Origin of the sequence: Trebonia kvetii (assembly GCF_007827045.1) — a bacterium.
Lineage (GTDB): Bacteria > Actinomycetota > Actinomycetes > Streptosporangiales > Streptosporangiaceae > Trebonia > Trebonia kvetii.
The window spans coordinates 510,180-529,326 of record NZ_RPFW01000005.1 but is presented as its reverse complement, the minus strand read 5'-3'; the positions used below and the strand labels follow the sequence as shown (position 1 = coordinate 529,326).

The 19,147-nt window shown below is 71.4% G+C and carries 19 protein-coding genes; 9 read left to right on the top strand and 10 right to left on the bottom strand.

Features of this window, described 5'->3' with window-relative positions; all coding sequences use genetic code 11:
- Positions 1 to 6 precede the first annotated feature (6 nt).
- The 3 genes from EAS64_RS27590 to EAS64_RS27580 form a co-directional block, all read right to left on the bottom strand.
- On the bottom strand, positions 7 to 1,473 hold the full coding sequence (locus EAS64_RS27590; RefSeq protein WP_145857660.1) for an FAD-dependent oxidoreductase: 1,467 nt from the start codon (positions 1,471 to 1,473) through the stop codon (positions 7 to 9).
- An 81-nt stretch (positions 1,474 to 1,554) separates the two neighbouring features.
- On the bottom strand, positions 1,555 to 2,217 hold the full coding sequence (locus EAS64_RS27585; protein ID WP_145857658.1) for a GAP family protein: 663 nt from the start codon (positions 2,215 to 2,217) through the stop codon (positions 1,555 to 1,557).
- Between the two features lie 50 nt (positions 2,218 to 2,267).
- Positions 2,268 to 2,870 (bottom strand): CGNR zinc finger domain-containing protein, encoded by a 603-nt coding sequence (locus tag EAS64_RS27580; protein WP_187366219.1) that lies wholly within the window; start codon positions 2,868 to 2,870, stop codon positions 2,268 to 2,270.
- A gap of 98 nt (positions 2,871 to 2,968) precedes the next feature.
- Here EAS64_RS27580 and EAS64_RS27575 point away from each other — a divergent pair, with 98 nt between their 5' ends.
- Together EAS64_RS27575 and EAS64_RS27570 are read left to right on the top strand one after the other, a co-directional pair.
- Complete coding sequence (locus EAS64_RS27575; RefSeq protein ID WP_145857654.1) at positions 2,969 to 3,838, top strand: EamA family transporter; 870 nt, start codon at positions 2,969 to 2,971, stop codon at positions 3,836 to 3,838.
- 119 nt (positions 3,839 to 3,957) lie between these two features.
- On the top strand, positions 3,958 to 4,875 hold the full coding sequence (locus EAS64_RS27570; RefSeq protein ID WP_145857652.1) for a TIGR03564 family F420-dependent LLM class oxidoreductase: 918 nt from the start codon (positions 3,958 to 3,960) through the stop codon (positions 4,873 to 4,875).
- 37 nt (positions 4,876 to 4,912) lie between these two features.
- Here the strand turns inward: EAS64_RS27570 and EAS64_RS27565 are convergent, their stop codons facing one another.
- Together EAS64_RS27565 and EAS64_RS27560 are read right to left on the bottom strand one after the other, a co-directional pair.
- Entirely contained in the window at positions 4,913 to 5,956 is a 1,044-nt protein-coding gene (locus EAS64_RS27565; protein ID WP_145857650.1) for a hypothetical protein, read from the bottom strand.
- Positions 5,953 to 6,285: a PadR family transcriptional regulator gene (locus EAS64_RS27560; protein WP_246115875.1), complete on the bottom strand. Its 333-nt coding sequence runs from the start codon at positions 6,283 to 6,285 to the stop codon at positions 5,953 to 5,955. The genes EAS64_RS27565 and EAS64_RS27560 overlap by 4 nt, the downstream gene beginning before the upstream one ends.
- Before the next feature lie 91 nt (positions 6,286 to 6,376).
- Here EAS64_RS27560 and EAS64_RS27555 point away from each other — a divergent pair, with 91 nt between their 5' ends.
- Entirely contained in the window at positions 6,377 to 7,123 is a 747-nt protein-coding gene (locus EAS64_RS27555) for an aminoglycoside phosphotransferase family protein (RefSeq protein WP_187366218.1), read from the top strand.
- On the opposite strand, the gene EAS64_RS27550 is transcribed toward EAS64_RS27555, so the two are convergent.
- Entirely contained in the window at positions 7,069 to 7,587 is a 519-nt protein-coding gene (locus EAS64_RS27550; protein ID WP_246115874.1) for a PNPOx family protein, read from the bottom strand. The two genes, EAS64_RS27555 and EAS64_RS27550, sit on opposite strands and share 55 nt — an antisense overlap.
- A gap of 387 nt (positions 7,588 to 7,974) precedes the next feature.
- Between EAS64_RS27550 and EAS64_RS27545 the strand changes: the two genes are divergently transcribed.
- Positions 7,975 to 9,009, top strand: a complete 1,035-nt coding sequence (locus EAS64_RS27545; RefSeq protein WP_222849651.1) for a hypothetical protein — start codon at positions 7,975 to 7,977, stop codon at positions 9,007 to 9,009.
- Here the strand turns inward: EAS64_RS27545 and EAS64_RS43870 are convergent.
- From EAS64_RS43870 to EAS64_RS27530, 4 genes are all read right to left on the bottom strand, one after another.
- A complete protein-coding gene (locus EAS64_RS43870) occupies positions 9,006 to 9,161 on the bottom strand; it encodes a hypothetical protein (protein WP_187366217.1) in 156 nt (51 codons plus the stop codon). The two genes, EAS64_RS27545 and EAS64_RS43870, sit on opposite strands and share 4 nt — an antisense overlap.
- 71 nt (positions 9,162 to 9,232) lie before the next feature.
- Positions 9,233 to 11,002 carry an ATP-dependent DNA ligase gene (locus EAS64_RS27540; RefSeq protein ID WP_145857648.1) on the bottom strand — a complete coding sequence of 590 codons (1,770 nt, stop codon included), beginning with the start codon at positions 11,000 to 11,002 and terminating at the stop codon, positions 9,233 to 9,235.
- A gap of 91 nt (positions 11,003 to 11,093) precedes the next feature.
- A complete protein-coding gene (locus EAS64_RS27535; protein WP_145857646.1) occupies positions 11,094 to 12,146 on the bottom strand; it encodes a hypothetical protein in 1,053 nt (350 codons plus the stop codon).
- Positions 12,147 to 12,232: 86 nt separating this feature from the next.
- On the bottom strand, positions 12,233 to 12,991 hold the full coding sequence (locus tag EAS64_RS27530; RefSeq protein ID WP_145857644.1) for an SDR family NAD(P)-dependent oxidoreductase: 759 nt from the start codon (positions 12,989 to 12,991) through the stop codon (positions 12,233 to 12,235).
- Between the two features lie 192 nt (positions 12,992 to 13,183).
- Here EAS64_RS27530 and EAS64_RS27525 point away from each other — a divergent pair, with 192 nt between their 5' ends.
- The 5 genes from EAS64_RS27525 (at position 13,184) to EAS64_RS27505 (ending at position 19,134) form a co-directional block, all read left to right on the top strand.
- Positions 13,184 to 14,311, top strand: a complete 1,128-nt coding sequence (locus tag EAS64_RS27525; RefSeq protein ID WP_187366216.1) for a citrate/2-methylcitrate synthase — start codon at positions 13,184 to 13,186, stop codon at positions 14,309 to 14,311.
- Positions 14,308 to 15,261, top strand: a complete 954-nt coding sequence (locus tag EAS64_RS27520) for a glucosyl-3-phosphoglycerate synthase (RefSeq protein WP_145857642.1) — start codon at positions 14,308 to 14,310, stop codon at positions 15,259 to 15,261. The genes EAS64_RS27525 and EAS64_RS27520 overlap by 4 nt, the downstream gene beginning before the upstream one ends.
- Positions 15,262 to 15,341: 80 nt before the next feature.
- Positions 15,342 to 16,154 (top strand): dihydropteroate synthase, encoded by an 813-nt coding sequence (folP, locus tag EAS64_RS27515; RefSeq protein ID WP_145857640.1) that lies wholly within the window; start codon positions 15,342 to 15,344, stop codon positions 16,152 to 16,154.
- Between the two features lie 83 nt (positions 16,155 to 16,237).
- On the top strand, positions 16,238 to 17,740 hold the full coding sequence (locus EAS64_RS27510; RefSeq protein ID WP_222849650.1) for a CoA transferase: 1,503 nt from the start codon (positions 16,238 to 16,240) through the stop codon (positions 17,738 to 17,740).
- A complete protein-coding gene (locus EAS64_RS27505) occupies positions 17,710 to 19,134 on the top strand; it encodes an amidohydrolase family protein (protein ID WP_145857638.1) in 1,425 nt (474 codons plus the stop codon). Before EAS64_RS27510 ends, EAS64_RS27505 begins: the two co-directional genes overlap by 31 nt.
- The last annotated feature ends 13 nt before the right edge of the window (positions 19,135 to 19,147 follow it).

Genomic DNA, 19,147 nt, shown 5'->3' with positions numbered 1-19,147 from the left:
TGCCGCCTACGGCTCGTGCAGGAACGCGCCTTGCCTGCGGAGTTCGCCGCGGAGCTCGCCGACGTCGATCGCGCGGGGCGCGAGGCCGGCGCCGGCCGCGAGGCCGGCGGCGGTTCCTGCCGCCTGCCCGGTCATCCAGCACTGCGGGATCTCGCGCATGAAGGCCTGGGTGGCGGCGTCGCTTGCCACGTGACGGCCGCCGACGACCACGCCGTCGAGTCGTTCCGGCAGCAGCGCGCGGTACGGCACCGAGATCGTGGGGAACTTCTGGGACGGCGAAGGGGAGACGCCTACCTCGTCGGGGTGACGCACTCCCGCCTTCCAGTCGGCAGACGTCATCGGAAGCACGCCCGTCAGGCGGCGGGTCATCCGCACGCCCATCTGCGGCGCGGCGAGCATGATCCAGGCGTTCTCGAAGCCGGGAGCCTCTTTGCGGAAGAAGTCCAGGTGGGCAACCATGCGACGGCGGGACTCGAGCTCGACGGTGCTGAGGTGCTCGACGTCGAGCCCGCTGTAGCCGGACAGGCGGGGGCCCATGAACACCACCACGTCGTCGCGCCAGCCAACATGCGGCGTGTCCACGAAGCCGAGGAGCTCGCGGCCGCGGCTCATCAGTTCGTGGTGGGCCGCCGGGTCCTCGCGCTTGAACGCCAGCCACCGGCGCATGTCGACGCCCGTCCACGTGAACGCGGTGTTGATCGTGTGCTGAACGTTGCCGCCGGTGCCGTCCTTCTCGGCGTCGGTGACAAATGCGCCGCCGGCCTGCGCTATGACGTCGAGATCGCCGGTGGCGTCCACGACGACCTTGGCCAGGATCGCGCGGCGCCCCTGCTTGCTCTCGAAGATCGCGCCGCGTACCGTGCCTTGGTCGTTGATCGCGGCGACGACCCAGGAGTGCAGCAGCACCCGCACGCCCTCGCCGACGAGGAGCTCGTGCGAGGTGATCTTGAGCCACTCCGGGTCGATCATCGGCGAGCGGCAGACGGTATCCCGGAACGCGGACAGACGCTCGCGCCAGTACGCGACCTGCTCGGGCTCGGTCGAGCCCCACAGCTCGGGACCGGGCCCGGCCAGGGCTCCCTCGGGCAGCCGGTCTAGCAGCTCGGCACCGATCCCGGCGATGACCGGGGTGCCTTCCCAGTCGGTCATCCGGTCGATCCAGATCACCAGTCCGCCCGCGGAAAGGCCACCGAGGTCGCCGTACCGCTCGACGATGGTCACCCGCTGGCCGAGTCGCCGCGCTGCCACCGCGGCGGCGGTCCCGGCCGGACCGCCGCCGACCACGAGCACGTCGGTCTCCTCGTGCACGGGAATCTCGCGAGCGGGCTCGGTGATCGTCGCGACGGACGGCGGCGCGGGCGCGGGAGAGCGCGGCCCAGACCAGGCGCCTCCCGTGGTGAACAGACCACGTCCTCCGCCGATCCCGGCGCCGAAGTAGCTCTCGGGGTCGCGCTCGCGCTGCGGCTCGTCCATTGCTCCTTGATATAGACCGGAACCCGTCGCGGTCAACGACGGCGTTGCCCAGTTGCCCAGTTGCAGGCGCGATGGCGTGAGCTAGGAGAAAATCAGATAGAGGCTGTTGCCGATGAACCACAAACCGATGATCAGGCACCCGGCGATGATCACCTGGTCCATACGGGCGTCGAGCCAGGTTCTGCACGCGGCCAGGAGTGCCTTGCTCTCGTCCGGCCTGACAATGGCGTAGATCTCCATGGCCAAGTAGGACGACGAGGCCAGGACGCAGTACAGGCCAAGTGCGAGGAAGCTCTCCCAGCTGGACAGCTTGGCCTCCACCACGGTGGCCGCGCCCGCGCCGATCAGCACCCAGGGCTGGAGGGTCGGCGCCAGGGCCAGGGCGAACCACGGTGACATGCTGTCCACCTGCGCCTGCCACCTGGGCGGCTTCTTGGGGGGCTTGGGCCGCCCCCTGGCCCGGATGTGCTTGAACGCGATCCTGACCAGGATGACGCCGAGCACGATCTTGACCGCCAGCGCGGCCAGCGACGGGGCGGTGGCCGGCTTGGGCGGGTTATTGCCGGTGGCCAGGACCGTGATCGTGACCACGATGGCCAGGGACACCAGCCAGCCCAATACGAATGCCGCGCCCTTGCGCGCGCCTCGCGCCGATGGCAGCACGACGAGGAACGCCGTCAGCGGCAACGGGTCGAGCGCGACCGCCGCACCGATCAGCATCAGCTCAAGGACCACGGAAGTCATTCAAGCGAGAGCGCCCCGCTTTACGGTTCATCCCTTGCAGGTGAAACGGCCTAACGAGCGTCAACCTCGTGCGAGGCCGGCCGTACCCGGCGGCGGGCGGTCTTGGCCTCCTGGCCGCACTCGCTCATCGAGCACCACCGCCGGTTGCCGCGCTTGGTGGTGTCGATAAAGAACCATCCGCAGTCGTCGCCTGGGCATTGCTTGAGGCGGGCGCTCGGGCTCTGGCTGAGCAGCGCGAGTGCCGATGTCACTACGACGTACCGAACGGTGGAGAGCTGCGCGCGATCCCAGCCCCAGCTGAACCGTCCGTCGGCGGCCTGGTCCAGGTGTGCCACCTGGTACGCGCCCGATACTAGGCGTTCCAGCGTGGCGAGGTCCTCCGCTGCCGCGCGGCGACCTTGCGTCTGGTCGAGGAAGAGCCTGTAGAGCAGCTCGCGGGCCTGCAGCGCGGCCGGAAGCTCATCGTCGCCGGCAATGACGCTGTCGGTGATAACGCTGGGGGCGATGACGCCGCGGCGCTCGCCCCACTGGCGCAGGTCGTCGGCGGTGTGCAGCGCTTCACCGCTGTCCGCGTGGCCTCGCCCCTCCGCGGTGTTGACGAAATCGAGGGCGACGTGCCCCGCGATGAACGGGATCTCGGCGACTGACTGCACACGGACATCGTACCAGCAAAAGTTATTTTGCTGGTGTAATCGCACCGGCAAATGGTAGTTTGCTGGTGCAGTCGAGTGATCCGGCCAGGAGGTACGCCATGAACGCGATCTGGCTGGGCGCACTCGCCGCGGCGGCCTGGGGTGCCGCCGACTACTTCGGCGGGGCGTCCGGCGAGCGGACGCCCGTGTTCGTTGTCGTCGCCGTGTCCGAGCTGCTCGGGCTCGGGCTGCTCATCCCCGTTCTGCTGGCGCGCGGCGCGCCGCCGCCGCCGGCCACGAGCCTGTTGCTTGCAGCCATCGCCGGAGCGGCGGTCACGCTCGAGCTCAGCCTCATCTACCTCGCGCTCAGCCGGGGAGAAGGGTTCATCACCGCCCCGGTGAGCGCGCTCGGCGCGGCGGCCGCCACGGCGGCGGGCCTGATCGCGGGCGAACCGCTCGGCATGCTTGTCGCCGCCGGACTGGTCTGCGCCCTCGTCGGCGGTGGCGTCAGCGCGTGGACGTCCGACGGCGCCGGGCCCCGCGGCGGACCGCTGCGCAGCGCCGCCCTGTGCGGCGGCGCCGCCGCCGGGGTGGCGACGATGCTGATCACCCTGCACACGGCGAGCGAGGCGGACCCCTACTGGGCGACCGCCGTGGAACACGCGAGCACGGGACTGTGCGCGTTCCTCATTGTCCTGGCGACCGGACGCGGGCGGCATCGCGGGCCCCGGCGCCGGCGGCTGCCTGAGCTGACTGCGATCCCGGTCCTGTCGCTGGTCGCGTTCGCCGGGGCCGGCGGCGACCTGGCCTATGCCACCGCATCGCAGGGCGGCGCGCTGACCGTGCTGTCCGCCGTTTCCTCGCTCTACCCGGTGGCCACCATCGCGCTTGGGGTCGCCATCAGGCGGCTGCGCCCAACCCCGATCCAGGTCGCGGGCATCGCCCTCGCCCTCGTCGGCGCGGCGGTACTCGGCTTCGCGACCGGGTGATGGCCGCCTGCCGGCCACTGGGCTTACAGAGAGCAGTGGCTTGCGGAGAGCGGCATGCGCCGCGAAGATCAGATCTCGAGCCAGCGGACCAGCCGCCGGCGGGCGGACGGAGTCAGCACATGCGGATCGGTATCACGGTGGCGGAGGCGGGCGACGCCCAGGCACTGAGCACGCTGACCGATCAGATCCGCCACGCGGCCGACGACGGGTTCGCGTCGGTGTGGGTGGCGAACATCTTCGGGCTTGAGGCGCTGACCGCGCTGGCCGTGGCCGGCAGCCAGGTGCCGGGGATCGAGCTCGGCACGGCCGTCGTGCCCACCTACCCGCGGCATCCGGCGGTGCTCGCGCAGCAGGCAATGACCACGGCGCTCGCGATCGGCCCCGGCCGGCTGGCGCTCGGCATCGGGCTGTCGCACAAGATCGTCATCGAGAACATGTACGGGTACAGCTTCGACCGGCCCGCGGTGCACATGCGCGAATACCTCTCGGTCCTGCAACCGCTGCTCGACGGCACTCCCGCCCACGTCGACGCAAGCACGCTAAGCGCGCACATCGGCCTTTCCACGCCACGGACGGACCGGGTGCCCGTGCTGCTCGCCGCGATGGCGCCGCGGATGCTCGCCCTGGCAGGAGAGCGGACCGACGGCACCATCCTGTGGATGACCGGGCCCGCCACTGTCCGCGACTACGTGGTCCCGGCGATCACCGCCGCGGCGAGCGCCGCGGGCCGGCCGAGCCCGCGCGTGGTGTGCAGCCTGCCGATCTGCGTGACCGACGACCCGGCCGCCGTCAGGGCAGGTGCGGATAAGGAGCTCGTCATCTACGGTCAGCTGCCGTCCTACCGCGCGATGCTGGACAAGGAGGGCGCGGCTGGGCCGGGAGACGTCGCGATCGTCGGGGACGAGGACGCGGTCGCGGCGCAGGTCCAGGGCCTCGCGGCGGCCGGTGTGACCGACTTCTCCGCCGTCGAGATCGGCCGCGGTAAGGACAGGGAACGGACCCGCACCCTGCTGAAGGAACTCGCCGCTGCGAGCTAGGCGGGCGGGCGCTCGATCATGAACAGCAGCCGGTTCCTCAGCTGCCGGGCGTGAGCCGGGCAGCTGAGGACACGAGCCGCCCGCGTACCGCGATGAGCGCCGCAAGCGCGACCATCACCGCTGGTCCCAGGAACAGGATCACCATGTGCAGCGGGGTGACGTCGAGCAGGAGGTTGCCATAGCTGCGTCCCCCGAAGACGGTAGCCGCGAACTCGAGCACGTACGGATACAGCAGCGCCCCGCCAATCCACAGCGTGTATCGCCCTAGCCGCAAGCGCATCGCCGCCGCCCCCGCGATGACGACGAGCGCCCCGGCGCTCAGCAGCACTACCCAGACCAGCTGCGACATGGTGGACGAGCGGCTGTGTGCCGGGAGGCTGACCGCCCAGAAGGTTACCGATGACAGCTTGACCGCCGCGATAACCAGCACCAAAACGACGCCGTGCCCCCAGTTCAACATCGAACGCCCGCGGCGCGGCCCCGGCGACACCATCAGTGCGCCCAGCTCAAGGATCCCCGCGCCCGCGTTGATCAAGGTGACCGGCGGCGGGAACGTGTACTGGCTCTGCGCCCAGAGCACCGCAGACACGACGAGGAACGCGAGCGACGCCAACCGCCAGCCGCCAAGCACGAGGATGACGAGGACCGCCTCACAGATCAGCGCGGTGTAAAACGGGTGCGCCCCGCTGTAGGGTGCGTAGTCGTATGTCCCTAGCCAACGAGCCTGAATCGGCATCAGCTCGAGGTAACCGGGCAGCTTCACATGCCACCGCAGGAACGACGGCGTCACCAGCACCACCACGAGGTTCGTCAGCAGCACGAACACCGGGGCAAGGACGCTGAACACCGCCCACGCGTCGGTCCAGCTGCGGCTCTCCGCTCCCGGCCTCGGCAGCCGGAAACGCATCACCAGCGCACCCCGCAGCATGTCCGCGGCCTCCGCCGCGGACGGCCAGCGCTGGCCGTCACGGGCATTCGTCATAAGCACGCCGAGCAGTTCGTCCTCAGTGTCATTACGGAACGACGACGGGTACCACCTCAGCAGCCAGCGATATCGCCGTTCCAGAGTCGCCTCGTTCATGCCATGCCCCCCGCAAGCCGCAGCCGGGCCAGCGCCGCTGACGCGTTGGCCTGCAGCCGCGCGGCTTCGGCCCGCAGCGCGACGGCGCCATGATCGGTGAGCCGGTAGTAGCGGCGGAGGCGGCCATCGACGATTTCCTCGCGCTCGACGGCGACCAGGCCGTCAGCGCGCAGCCGGTCGAGGGCGGTGTACAGGGTGCCAGCACGGAGCCGTACCCGCCCGCCGGAGATCTCGGTGACCTCGGTAATGATCGCGTACCCGTGCTGGCTTCCCGAAGCCAGCGCAGTGAGGATCAGGAAGGTCGCTTCCTGCATCGCGCGTGCCGTCATATGGACTTTATATACCGATCAACTGACTATCGTCTAGCGGGCTGAGCACACGCGATAAACCTGGTGCGACGTCGGTGGTCATCCCGCGACAATGGCCGACGTGGAAGAGGTCGAGGTCGTCGTCGCCCATAGCGAGCGCGCGACCCTGCGCGTGGGCGACGTGTTCCTGAAGATCGACGCCGACCAGACGCGCATCGACGTCGAGGTCGAGGCGATGGCCCTCGCGCCGATCCCCACTCCCGAGGTCCTGTGGCGGAAGCCGCCGGTGCTCGCGCTCGCCGCCGTCGGCGGGACGGCGCTGGGCCGCCTCGGCGAACCGTCGGCCGCGTCGCCTGCGGCGTGGGCCGCGGCGGGCGCCGCCGTACGGATGCTGCACGACGCGCCGCTGCCGCCATGGCCAGGCCACAGCATCGACGAGATCGCGGCGCACCTCGACGCCGAATGCGAATGGCTCGTCGCGAGCGGCGTCCTGCCCGCCGACCTGGTCACGCGCAACCGCCGGCTCGCCGAGACCGCGCTCCGGCCGTGGGCACCGGTCTTCACGCACGGCGACCTGCAGGTCGACCACGTCTTCGTCGCCGGTGACGAGATCACCGGCGTGATCGACTGGTCCGAGGCGTCCCAGGGCGATGAGCTCTTTGACCTCGCCATCCTCACGCTCGGACACAAGGAGCGCCTTGGCGACGTCGTAGCCGGCTACGGCACCGACGTCGACCGCGAGCTCATCCACGCATGGTGGTCGTTGCGATGCTTGACTAACGTCCGCTGGCTGGCCGAGCACGGCTACGGCTCGCCGGACGAGTTTCCCGAGGTCGCCGTGCTGAGATCCCAGCTCTGAGGGAGGATGCGGAACACCGGGTAGTCGTGGCTGATCCGCTCGAAGTCGGCCAGCGGAGCCCTGCGATCTACCGGGATGTGCGGGCGGGCGCCCGGCGCGACCTGCAGGTAGCGCCGCAGGATCGGTACGCGGTCCGGGGCGCTGACTTCCTGCAGCCGCACCGCCTCGCGGCGGCCGTGCCGCAGCACCGCGCGACCGCCGGCCGCGCGCAGGTTGCGGACCCAGTTCACGTCATCGCCGAGCATGGACACCAGGTAACGGCCGCCCTTGTAGTCCGCGATCACGACAGGGAAGCGGATGACACGGCCGGTGCGCCGACCCCGGACCTGCAGTTCCGCCACGCGCCTGGGCGCGATCCCCGCGGCGAACGCGATCGCCGACAGGCGGTTCTGCACCCGGGCGAACCAGCTGGGCCGGCCTCCCCGGTACAGCCAGCGCAGGTAGTCGTCGTACAGCTTCACCACGCCGTCCTCCCTCACCGGCCCCGCTCGCGCGGCAGGGCCCGGTCCTGCGGTACAGCCTGACGGCAGCGCCGACCGGGTACCAGGGCCGCAAGTCCCGTGAGGCGGCCGCCCCCATCTCGTTCTCACCCGGCCCCGGCAACGCGCCAGGGGTTTTTGCGGCACTCTGTGGTGATGGATACTGCGTTGGCCGCTCTGACGGCGGCGGTGGCGAGTTATGCGCGGCGGCTCCCACGAGGCCGCGGGTGAGTGTCACCATGTGGCTGCCCCGCTGGGCGCATGGCTGCTGCTTGCGTTGTGCGGACCGGCCAGTAGCGGGGCGGCGCGGGCGGAACTTGCTGAGGTCCTCGGCTTGGACGTGGAGCAAGCCGCGGCGGCGGCGAGCGGCTGTTGTCGGCGCCGCATCCGCTGATCGCGGCGGCGGCCGGCGTGTGGCGACGCGCGGACGTGCAGACCGAGGCGCTATCGCGGTGGCTGGCCAGCCTGCCGGGGACGGTGGACTCCGACGTGCTGACCGATCAGGCGGCGCTAGATGACTGGGCGCGCCGCAAGACCCTGGGGCTCATCGAGAGATTCCCGGTTAAGCTCACTGACGAGACGATGCTTGTGCTCGCCACGGCGCTGGCCACGAAGATCACCTGGGCCGAGCCGTTCGACGTGGCGCCCGCGTCCGCCCTCGGCCCGCACAGCGCCTGGGCCAGCACGTTGAGCCGGATACTGCGCACGCCCCAGTGGGGATTGGGGCACACCCAGTTCATCGCCGCGGCAGACGAGGCCGGCGACGTTGCGGTCCACACGGCCTGGGCACGCGATGGGCTGCTTGTGACCTCGGTCGCCGCCGAGCCCGGCGTGCCCACTGCCGATGTGCTTGCCGCCGCCTGCCGGCTGGCCAACGCCATCGCCACGGACGCCCCGGTGGCCAGGCGCTCGCTATTCACCCTGCCGCTCGGTGTGGCGCCGCTGTGGGAGATCACCGAGCAGCAGGTGCGTTCCACCGCGCCCGATGGCCGCGAAGAACACTGCACCGCGGTGCTGCCGGCCTGGTCGGCGGACAGCACACATGATCTGAGCGCGCACCCCGGACTCGGCTTCGGCGCGGCCGCCGCCGCGCTGGCAGTACTGGCCGGGCTGGACCGGTTCGTGTACGAGGCCAAGCAGGATGCGGTAGCTCGCTACAGCCGGACCGGATTCGAAGCAGCGGCGATCACGGCGATGGCAGCGGGCACGGGTAGGTCGATAACCCGGCCGGGTCTGATGCGTTCCGCCGAACTTCGCTTCTGCCGGCCATACGCTGTCGTCGCTGTCATTGCCGACAAGGACCGGCACGCGGGGCACTACCCCCCGGTACTCAGCCCCTGGCGGGGCCTGCCGGTCTTCTCCGCGTGGATCACCCAGCCGGAGGACGCCGACGATCCGGCCAGCTAGGCGTAAGCCCGTAAGGGCTGGACGACGGCGGCCATGGTGCCGATCATTTGCCGGAAACGCTGGACAGGCGCGGGTTCGCCGGCGAGGTCGATGCCGGCGTCCGACCCGGCGAAGATGAGCGCGGTCAGGGCCTGGGTGGTCGCGGTGATCACATCACCGCCGGCCTCGCCGCACCGCGCCGCGAACCTCGCGGCCGGCTCGCCGCGGGCTAGCGGCTATGCGATCAACCGCCGGCGGGGGTGCGCCGGGCGTTCAGGAACAGCTCGGCGAGTTCCCTGGTGGTGGTGGCGTCGTCGGCCGCCTTGTCGTCGCGCCAGCGCCCGGTGAAGCGAGGGAAGCGCATCGCCAGCCCGGCGTCGTCGCGGATCTGTCCCCAGGCGGCGGTGTAGTTCGGGGACAGGGTCAGCTCGGCGCTGAGGATTTCCACGACGAGACCCGGCTCGAACCAGACGTCGGGCTCCTGGCGCGCGTCGACCCGTGCGGGCTTGTGCGGGCTCTGCAGCGGCGCCAGCCGGGCGGGCAGCGCGGCCAGGTCGGCGTCGGTGAACCCGGCGCCGCACTTGGTCACGGCGCGGAAGACGTCGGCGTCCGCGTCGTAGGCGGCGAGCAGCACCGCGCCGTAGACACCGGCGCGGCGGCCGCGCCCGGCGAACGCGCCGACGATGACCAGGTCGGCGGTGTCGGACAGCTCGGTCCTGTAGTCCCGCTTGAGCTTGATCCACTGCCAGCCGCGCGCACCGGCCTGGTAGCCGGAATCCGGCCCCGTCGACTTGCACACCAGGCCCTCGCACCCGTCCGTGACCGCCTGGGCGAACGTCGCGTCGAGCACGGCCGGGTCGGTCACCTCGGCGGCCGTGGTCAGCCGCAGCCGGGGCGAGAGTGTGAGGGCCGCCTCGAGCGCGGCGCGCCGCCGCGGGTACGGCAGCATGGTCAGGTCCTCGCCGTCGGCGTACAGCAGCTCGAAGCAGAACAGGCCTACCGGCACGTCCTGCACGGCCTGGTCGATGCCGTGCTTACGGCGGCGCAGCATGACCTCGCCGAACGGCCGCAGCTCGCCCGCGGCCGCGTCGTAGGCGACGACCTCGCCTTCGAGTATCGCCTCTGAGGGCCCGAGCCCTGCCGCGAGCAGTTCCACGACGTCGGGGAACTGGTCGGATATCTCCTCAAGCCGCCGGGTGAACAGCTCGATCCGCCCGTCGGCGGTGCGGTGCGCCTGCACGCGGACGCCGTCGTACTTGTACTCGGCCGCACACTGCCCGCCCAGCCGGGCCAGGATCTCCCCCGCGTCGGCAAGCCGCTGAGCGAGCATGACACGCACCGGGTTTCCCGGCTGCACCCGCAACCCCTCCACCGCGGCCAGGCCGCCGCTCACCAGGGTGGCGGCCACCTTGCCGAGGTCGCAGCAGATGTTGTAACCGCGCTCGAGCACCTTCTTGCCGGCCTTGCCGCCCGCGTGCACCTGGGCAAGGGCGTCCAAGACGGTGGGCGTGCCGATGCCGAGGCGCAGGTTCCTTGTCACCAGGCGCAGCAGGTAGCAGGCCTCGACCGGGGTCGCCCGTGCGAGCAGTCCCGCCAGCAGCTCAAGCTTGCGGCCCTGCGAGCCGGCTCCCTCGGCGGCGGCGATCTCGCGCAGCGTGCGCACCACCTCGCCGACCTCAAGGCCGGCCGTCAGGCCGGCCGGTTCGGTAGCGGGCGAAGTGAGCAACCGTTCCGCGGCTTGACCCAGGTCACCGGTCTCCCGCACCAGCGCGGCGACCTGTTCCGCACTCGTGCCTGTCGTGCTGGCCACCGCGCGGACGGCGAGCTTCTCCGCCATGCCGAGATCCACCCCGGCGAACTCCGGCGCGATCAGCCCCTGGCACAGGTAACACACGGTCGGCAGCAGGTCCGCCGGTGTCTGCGCGAGCAGCGCGGCCAGCCGCTCCGTCAACGCCAGCCGGCTGCTGAGCCGCTCCAGGTCGCGATAGGCCTCGGCCACGATCAGGTACCGCATCACCGCCCCCTTTCCCGCTCGATCATGACACGCTCATCGCGCGCGGCGCGGTTGCCGTCTGTGCTTCGCCTGATGACCTGAGGTGGCCGTACTACGGGCAGATGTCCACCCCGAGCGTGCGTGCCTCTACTCCCTGCACGACGCCGTGCGGCTGCCCCGCGGCAACGGTGAAGCCGAGCACCCGGCCTGTCACCGTGCTGCGTGTTACCCGCAGCCCGTTCGGATCGGCCCCGTTCAGTACCTTCGCCGCGGCCGACCGGCCTGCCTTGTTGGCTTGCGCGGCGCCCTGGTCGGCGAAGGTCAGCGCGTCAAGCGCGGTCGCGGCGGCCGGATCGTTCAGAGCGGTGAGCTCCGCCTGCGGCGGGGTGAACATGCCGGTGAACCGCTTGCGCAAGTTAGCGAGCAGCACGGGGCTGGCATTGCGCAACAGGCTGGCTAGCCGCACGCACGCGCCGGAACCGATGACAACCGAGGCGGTGGCGATGCGATCGAGCCTGGCCGCGGCCAGTGCGAGCAACGGGGTCACAGAACCGGCATGCCCGAGTGGGCTGCCTGAGCCCGCGAGCACGGACCGGACCGCGCTCGCGTCCGGACCGCCGACAAGCAACTGCCGCCCCGGGTCGATGCCGATGTTGCGCATCCCCAGCGTCCACATGTGCCGTCGGTCGAACGAGCCGGTGAAGATCGGCCCGTTAGCGCGATAGCCGAACCGGGTCAGCCTGTCCGCCACGTCGGCCAGATCGGTGTGCCCGTCAAAGCCCAGCACGAACGTTCCGGCACCGCCGCCCGCGGGCCACAGGTCGATCTCCCAGTCCGCGCTCGTGGATCTGATGCCCAGGTCCTTTTCCATTTCGTTGTCGCCCCAGAGCAGCTCTTCGGCGAACGGGGCCGCGTTCGGGTTCGTTGCCGCCCGATGGCCGAGCATGGCCCAGTCGGTGAACGCCACCGAGACATTAGGCAGGTCCGGTATCGAGTCCAGTGCGGATGCCAGGGCGGAACTGCGGGCCAGGGTCTGGTCGACCACGCCCCCGGATCCGTCCGGTGAAGTGCCTGCGAAGGGGCCGCCGCTCGAGGCACAGCCGCAGAGTGCTGTCGTCACGGCCAGCGCGGCGAGTCCGCCCGCAATTGTGCGTCCGATGCTCATGCGGGTCATGACTTGTACACATAGCACGGGTCATCGGTCACGGTTTGATGTCTGGACGAAGCCGCAGGGGTAAGTACCGCCGCGACCTAGCGCTGCTGCTCTGTTGGGCGGATAAGCATCTCGTTCACCGCGACGTGCCGGGGGCGGGTGACGATGTAGCTGATCGCGTCGGCGATATCGCCCGCTTCCATCCGCAGTCCGAACTGGCCGCGGAGGCCTTCCAGGACCTCGGGCCTGTTGTGGCTGGCGAGCTCGGTGGCGGTGGCGCCGGGTTCCACTAGGGATACCCGCACGTACTGCCCGGCCAGTTCCTGGCGTAGCGACTCGCTGAACGCGCCCACGCCGAACTTGGTCAGCGCGTACACGCCGTTGCCGACGCGTGCGAACCGTCCCGCCACCGAGCTGATGTTCACCATGTCCGCCACCTGGCGCGGGTCTTCGGCAGCGGCGCGCCGCAGGTGCGGCAGGGCGGCGTGCGCGCAGTACAGCAGGCCGAGGACGTTGAGGTCAACCATCCGCTGCCACTCGTCAAGCGGCGCGTCGGCGGCCGGGCCTAGCAGCATGACCCCGGCGTTGTTGACGAGCGTATCCAGCCGGCCGAGCTCGGCGACCGTGCGGTCCACCGCGGAAGCGGCCTGCTCCTGGTCGGTGATATCGCACTCGATCACCAGCGCGGTGCCCCCGCTCTCCAAGATCTCCGAGGCTAGTCCCTCCAGCTGCGGCCGCCGCCGCGCCGCCAGCGCCACCGTCGCGCCCTGCGCGGCCAGCGCGCTGGCCGTGGCCGCACCGATGCCGCTGGACGCCCCGGTAATCAGCGCGACCGTGCCCTCCAGAACGGGTTTCACTGGACACTCACCATCCTCACTTGTCAGGTTGCGGTACCGAGAGCGCTTCCTCCCGCGGTGTTAGTTCCCCGGCGGGCATGCCGCTAGGCGGAACTGAGGGCTTGCGAGCCGCTCTGAGACTCAATATCGTATTAATGAGATTGAGTATCAATCGCCGGAGGCAGTGGGTCCTGTGATGCAAGGAGGCACCTGGTGACCATCTCCAGTGCAGAGATCCGCAAGAGAAGGGCCACCGCGCACGCCGCGGCCACCGCCCTGCCCAGGATGAGTCGGCAAAACAGCTCGCTGACCTACCGCGGCTACCCGGTCCAGGCGCTGTGCCGCAGGCATAGCTTCGAGGAGGTCGCCTACCTGCTGTGGCACGGGGAACTGCCCGACGGCGGCCAGCTCTCCGCCCAGAACCGAGCCGAACGGTCCCAGCGCGCCCTCGGCCCGCACCTTGCCGCCATGCTGGCCGCGCAGCCGCTCTCGGTGCCGCCGGCCGACGCGCTGCTGACCGTGGTGGTCAGCAGGCTCGGCGGGGACGGCCCCGCGGAGCGCGGCATCGCCCCGGGAGCGGTCCACGCGCAGGCGCTGCGCCTGTTCGCCGTCCTTCCCTCGATCGTCGCCTTCGACCAGCGCCGCCGCCATGGGCTTGACGCGGTGGCACCCCGTGACGACCTCGGCTACGCCGCGAACTTCCTGTACATGACGTTCGGCAGAGTTCCCGAGCCACAAATCGTCTCTGTTTTCGAAAGATCACTGATCCTGTATGCTGGGCAGGGCCTGAGTGCCGCGACGTCCGGCCCGCGCGTCGGCGTCTCGCCCTTGTCCCGCCTGCATGGCGCGGTGACGGCGGCGATCAGCGCGCTGAAGGAAGCGCCAGGCGACGGCTCTCCCGAGGCGGTGACGGAGATGCTGAAGGAGATCGCAATTCCCGACAACGCGCGACCATGGCTCGAGAAGGCGCTGGCTGAGGGACGGACCATCGCGGGCTTCAGCCCGCAGGTCTCCGGAAGCGACGCCCGCGTGCCTGCCATGCGCGCCGCGCTCGGCATGGTCGCCGCGCTCCGCGACCATGAGGGCCTCATTGTTATCTATGAGGCCCTCGCCACGGCGGTGCAGGAGATGACGGACCTCCGCCCCAGCCTCGATTACCCGGCCGCGGCCGCCTATCACCTCATCGGCTTCGATCGCCAGACGATCACGCCGATTCTCGCCGCCGCCGGGCTCCCCGGCTGGACCGCGCATCTCACCGATCACGTGGCCGCCAGCGCCATCACCAGGCCCCGTCTCGCGTATGACGGTCATGCCAAACATCACCTGGCAGGCGGACGGTGAGCTCCACCCTCACCACGGAGACGTGGGGGGAGCGGACCAGCCACTGGCGAGACTGGCCCGCGAAGCACCTGGCGGCGCGCAAGAGGGATCTCGGCCTGACGGTCAGCGTGGTAATCCCCGCGCGCAATGAGGAGGCCACCGTCGGCGAGGTGGTGTCCCGCATCGCACGGCTCGCGGCCGACACCGGGCTGGTAGACGAGCTGGTGGTGATCGACTCCGATTCCACCGACAAGACATCCGAGGCGGCGGCCAGGGCCGGAGCGACGGTGCACCGTGCCCGGGAGGTGGCTCCGCACCTGGATACCTTCCCCGGCAAGGGCGAGGCGCTGTGGAAGTCCCTGCTGGTGACCAAGGGCGACCTGCTGGTCTTCGTGGACGCCGACCTGACCCAGTGGGGCCCGCACTTCGTGACAGGACTGCTCGGACCGCTGCTGTCCGACGAGCACGTGCTGTTGGTCAAGGGGTTCTACGAGCGGCTGTACCGCGGCACTGACGGCTCCGTCACCGCCGATGGCGGCCGGGTAACCGAGCTTGTCGCCCGGCCGTTGCTCAGCCTGTGGTGGCCGGGGCTGGCGGGTATCGTGCAGCCGCTGGCGGGCGAGTGGGCGGCCCGCCGCGACCTGATGGAATCGCTGCCCATCCCTGTAGGATACGGAATCGAACTCGCGGTCCTCCTTGACACCGCCGACCAGCATGGGCTCGAAGCGATCGCCCAGGTAGACCTGGGCAGCCGGGGGCACAAGCACCAGGCGAGCCACGACCTGGCGTTGATGGCCGCGGAGCTGATGCTCGTCGCCGAGCGCCGGCGCGGCCGGCCCGGGCACGACAAGGGCGAGGCCGCGGACCCGGTGCGGCTGCACCAGTTCATCCGGTCAGGCCATGAGATACGCGGGTACACGCGGGCGGTACCGACACACGAACGTCCGCCGGCCCGGTCGGTGACGGGATAACGGTGAACGGCACGCGGCATCGTGCGCCTGGGCCCCTGCGGCTGCGGAACACCGAGTATCCGCCCGGGCAGACGCTCGTCATGGCGATTGTCAACCGCACGCCCGACTCGTTCTTCCGGCCCGGGCTGACCTGGGAAGACTCGGCCGCGATGGACCGGGTGCACGAGGTGGTGGCCGAGGGCGCGGACATCGTCGACATCGGCGGCGTACCCGCCAAGCCGGGGAGCGAGGTCTCCCCCGCCGAGGAGATCAGGCGGGTCGCCGCGTTCATCGCCGCGGTCCGCGCCGCCTATCCCGAGCTCATCATCAGCGCCGATACCTGGCGGCACGAGGTGGCAAGGGCCGCCTGCGAGGCAGGGGCCGACCTGCTGAACGACACGTGGGGCGGCTGGGACACGGGGACGGCCGAGGTGGCCGCGGAATTCGATGTGGGCCTGGTGTGCTCGCACGCCGGCGGGCTGCCGCCACGCACCAGGCCGTACCGTGTCGCCTACCCCGACGTGATGGCGGATGTCCTCGACACAACACTCGGACTCGCCGAGCGGGCGGTCGGCGCCGGGGTGGACCCCGCCAGGGTCGTCATCGACCCGGCGCACGACTTCGGCAAGAACACTTGGCAGTCACTGGAGATCAGCCGCAGGCTCGACGAGATGACCGCGACCGGCTGGCCGGTGCTGATCGCCGCGTCACGCAAGGACTTCGTGGGAGAGACGATCGGCGCCGACGTCGAAGGCCGGCTCGCGGGCACGATCGCGGTCACCGCCCTGGGGGCCTGGCTCGGCGCCAGGATCTTCCGCGCCCACGATGTACGGCAGACCAGGCAGGCGCTGCAGATGGTGGCCGCGATCAAGGGCGATGCGGCGCCCGCGCGTATCGTCCGGGGGCTGGCGTAACGGCAGGGCCGGACCGGTCACGCGCGGCGGCGCTGAGCCGGGGCTTCCTGGCAGGCGGATCCGGGCCGGCCGATAATGGGGCGGTGCGTGACAGGTGCGCGGTGCTGGACTGGGCGGCGTCGGGAGCCATGGCGCTCACGGGGATGCCCGGGGGGCCGCCGGTGGCCTCTGCGGCACCGGTCCTCGCCATGCTCGCCCAGGTCACCGCGGAGTTCGGCCGGGTGACCGCGGACAGCGGCACGGCGGTTCAGGCCGACCCGGCGGAGCTGATCGCCGGGCGGGCGGCGCTTGCGGGCTTTACCCGGGGCGGGCGGGTGTCCGCCGGGGGATCGAGCTTCCTGCTGCGGGCGGCGGACGGCTGGTGCGCCGTCACTGTCAGCAGGCCTGATGACGTGGCGGCGGTGCCCGCCATCGCCGGCGCGCTCGGCCTGGCCGTAGCCGGCGGGGACGCGGTTGAAACGCGGGCACAGGCACGGACGGTGCTCGCGGCGGCGGCGGCGAGCACGCCCGCGGAGGAGTTCGCGGCGGCGGCGCAACTGGTCGGCGTCCCCGCGGCAGCGCTGCCCTCATCGGCTCTGGCCTCATCTGCTTTGGCCTCGTCCGCCCTGGGCGCCCGCGTGCGGCCGCCCGCGCCTGGCGGCACTTCGCTGGCGGGAGCCAGCGGCACTTCGCTGGCGGGAGCCGCCGGCTGGCCGCCGTGGCGGACCACGCGGATCGCGGCGCCCGCGGCCGGCGCGACACTCGCCGGCGCGGTGGTCGCCGACCTGTCGTCCATGTGGGCGGGACCGCTGTGTTCGCGTCTGCTCGGACTGGCCGGCGCGGAGGTCATCAAGGTCGAGTCGCCGGCCAGGCCCGATGGCGCACGGTCGGGCAACAGGGAGTTCTTCGACTGGCTGCATGCCGGCCACCGCAGCCTTTCCGTTGACTTCGGCACGCGGACCGGGCGAACCGCACTGGCGGCGCTGCTCGAGGTGGCGGACGTGGTGATCGAGGCGTCAAGGCCGCGTGCGCTGGCCGCCGCGGGGCTGGCACCGGACATGATCGCGCACCGGCCGGGCCAGGTCTGGCTCAGCATCACCGGCTATGGCAGGTCGATGCCCGAGCGGGTGGCGTTCGGTGACGATGCCGCGGTGGCCGGCGGCCTGGTCGGCTGGACAACCGGCGGGGGGTACGGCCAGGGGGGATGGGGGGCAGGTGCCCCCCATGCTGGGGAGCAGTCGTCCCCCCCGTACCTATTCGAGTCATCGCCCGAGCCGGTTTTCTGCGCCGACGCCATCGCCGACCCGCTGACCGCTGCGTGCGGCGCGCTCGCGGTCGCGCTGTCCCTGTCGGCCGGCGGCGGCGAGCTAATCGACCTGCCAATGCGCGAGGTCGCCGCCGCCTTCGCGGCCGCCGCACTGGACCACGGCCCGCACGATGTCCTGCCCGGCGGCTCGGTGGCCTGCCCGCGTTCGCACCGTGCGCAGGCGGTGCTGCCGCCGCGTCGGCCGGCGCCGCCCGCGGGGCCTGCGGCACACGCGCCGGAACTCGGCGCCGATACCAGTGCGGTGCTCGCATGGCTCGCCCGCCGGCCCGCCGCATGCTGATCCGCGGGGCACGCGTGTGGCCGGCGGACGGGCACCTGGCCGCCGAGGAGGCGCTGGCTGACCTGCCGCGCCGTGACGTGCGCCTGGCCGCGGGCCAGATCGCCGGGTGCGCTCCCCGGCTGCGGCCGGAACGCGGCGAAGAGGTCATGGAGGCGGCCGGCGGAGTCCTGCTGCCAGGCCTGCATGACCACCACGTGCATCTGCGGGCGCTGGCGGCCGCGGCAGCGAGCGTCGCCGTCGGCCCGCCGCAGGCCAGGACCGCCGCCGACCTGGCCGCGCGGTTGCACGCGGCCGACGCGGAACTGCCGCCTGGCGGGTGGCTTCGCGCCGTCGGCTACCACGAGTCGGTTGCCGGGGAACTCGACCGCCAGGTTCTCGACAGGCTGCTGCCCCGGCGTCCGGTGCGGGTGCAGCACCGCACCGGCGCGCTCTGGGTGGTCAACTCGCTCGCGGCCGAGCGGCTTGGCCTCGACCAGTGCGAGCTCGGCGGGGTGGAACGCGACGACGCGGGCCGTCCGACCGGGCGACTGTGGCGCATGGACCGCTGGCTCGCCGACCGGGTACCCGGGCTGACCGCGGACCTAGGGGCGGTGAGCAGGAAGGCGGCATCGCTGGGGATCACCGGCTTCACCGACGCCACCCCCAGCGTGACCGAGCGCGACCTCGCGTTCCTGGCCGGCGCCGAGATGGCGCAGCGCCTGTGCTGCATGGTGCCCCCGGGCGTGCACCCGCCGCCCGGGATCGGCGCCGGGCCGGTGAAGATAATGCTCGACGACAGCACCCTGCCTCCGCTTGACGAGCTCGGGGGCCGGATTGGCGACGCGCACGCGGCCGGCCGGCCCGCCGCGGTGCACTGCGTGACGCGCGTCCAGCTCGTGCTCACGCTCGCGGCACTCGATCAGGCGGGACGGCTGCCCGGGGACAGGATCGAGCACGGCGCGGTCATCGGGGCCGATTCCCTGCCGGATCTGCGCGGGTTGACGGTCGTCACCCAGCCGCACTTCATCACCGAACGCGGCGAGCAGTACGCGGCGGACGTCCCCCCTGACGACCTGCCCGACCTGTGGCGGCTGCGGTCCATCATCGACGCGGGGGTGGACGTCGCGGCGGGCAGCGACGCGCCGTTCGGCAACGAGGACCCGTGGGACGTGATGCGGGCCGCCGTCCGCCGTCCAGCGCCGTTCCGCGCCGGCGAGGCGGTCTCCCCCGCCCGGGCGCTTGCCCTGTTCCTCGGCGAGCCCGCCGCTCCCGGCCGCCGGCGGCTGGTGGCCCCTGGCCGCCCGGCCGACCTCACGCTGCTGCGCGCCGGCCCACTCGAGGTGCTTGACTCACTCGCGTCCGACCTGGTCGCCGCGACGTTCATCGGCGGCGAACTCGGCTACGCCCGCGGGTAGCCGGCTAGCCCGT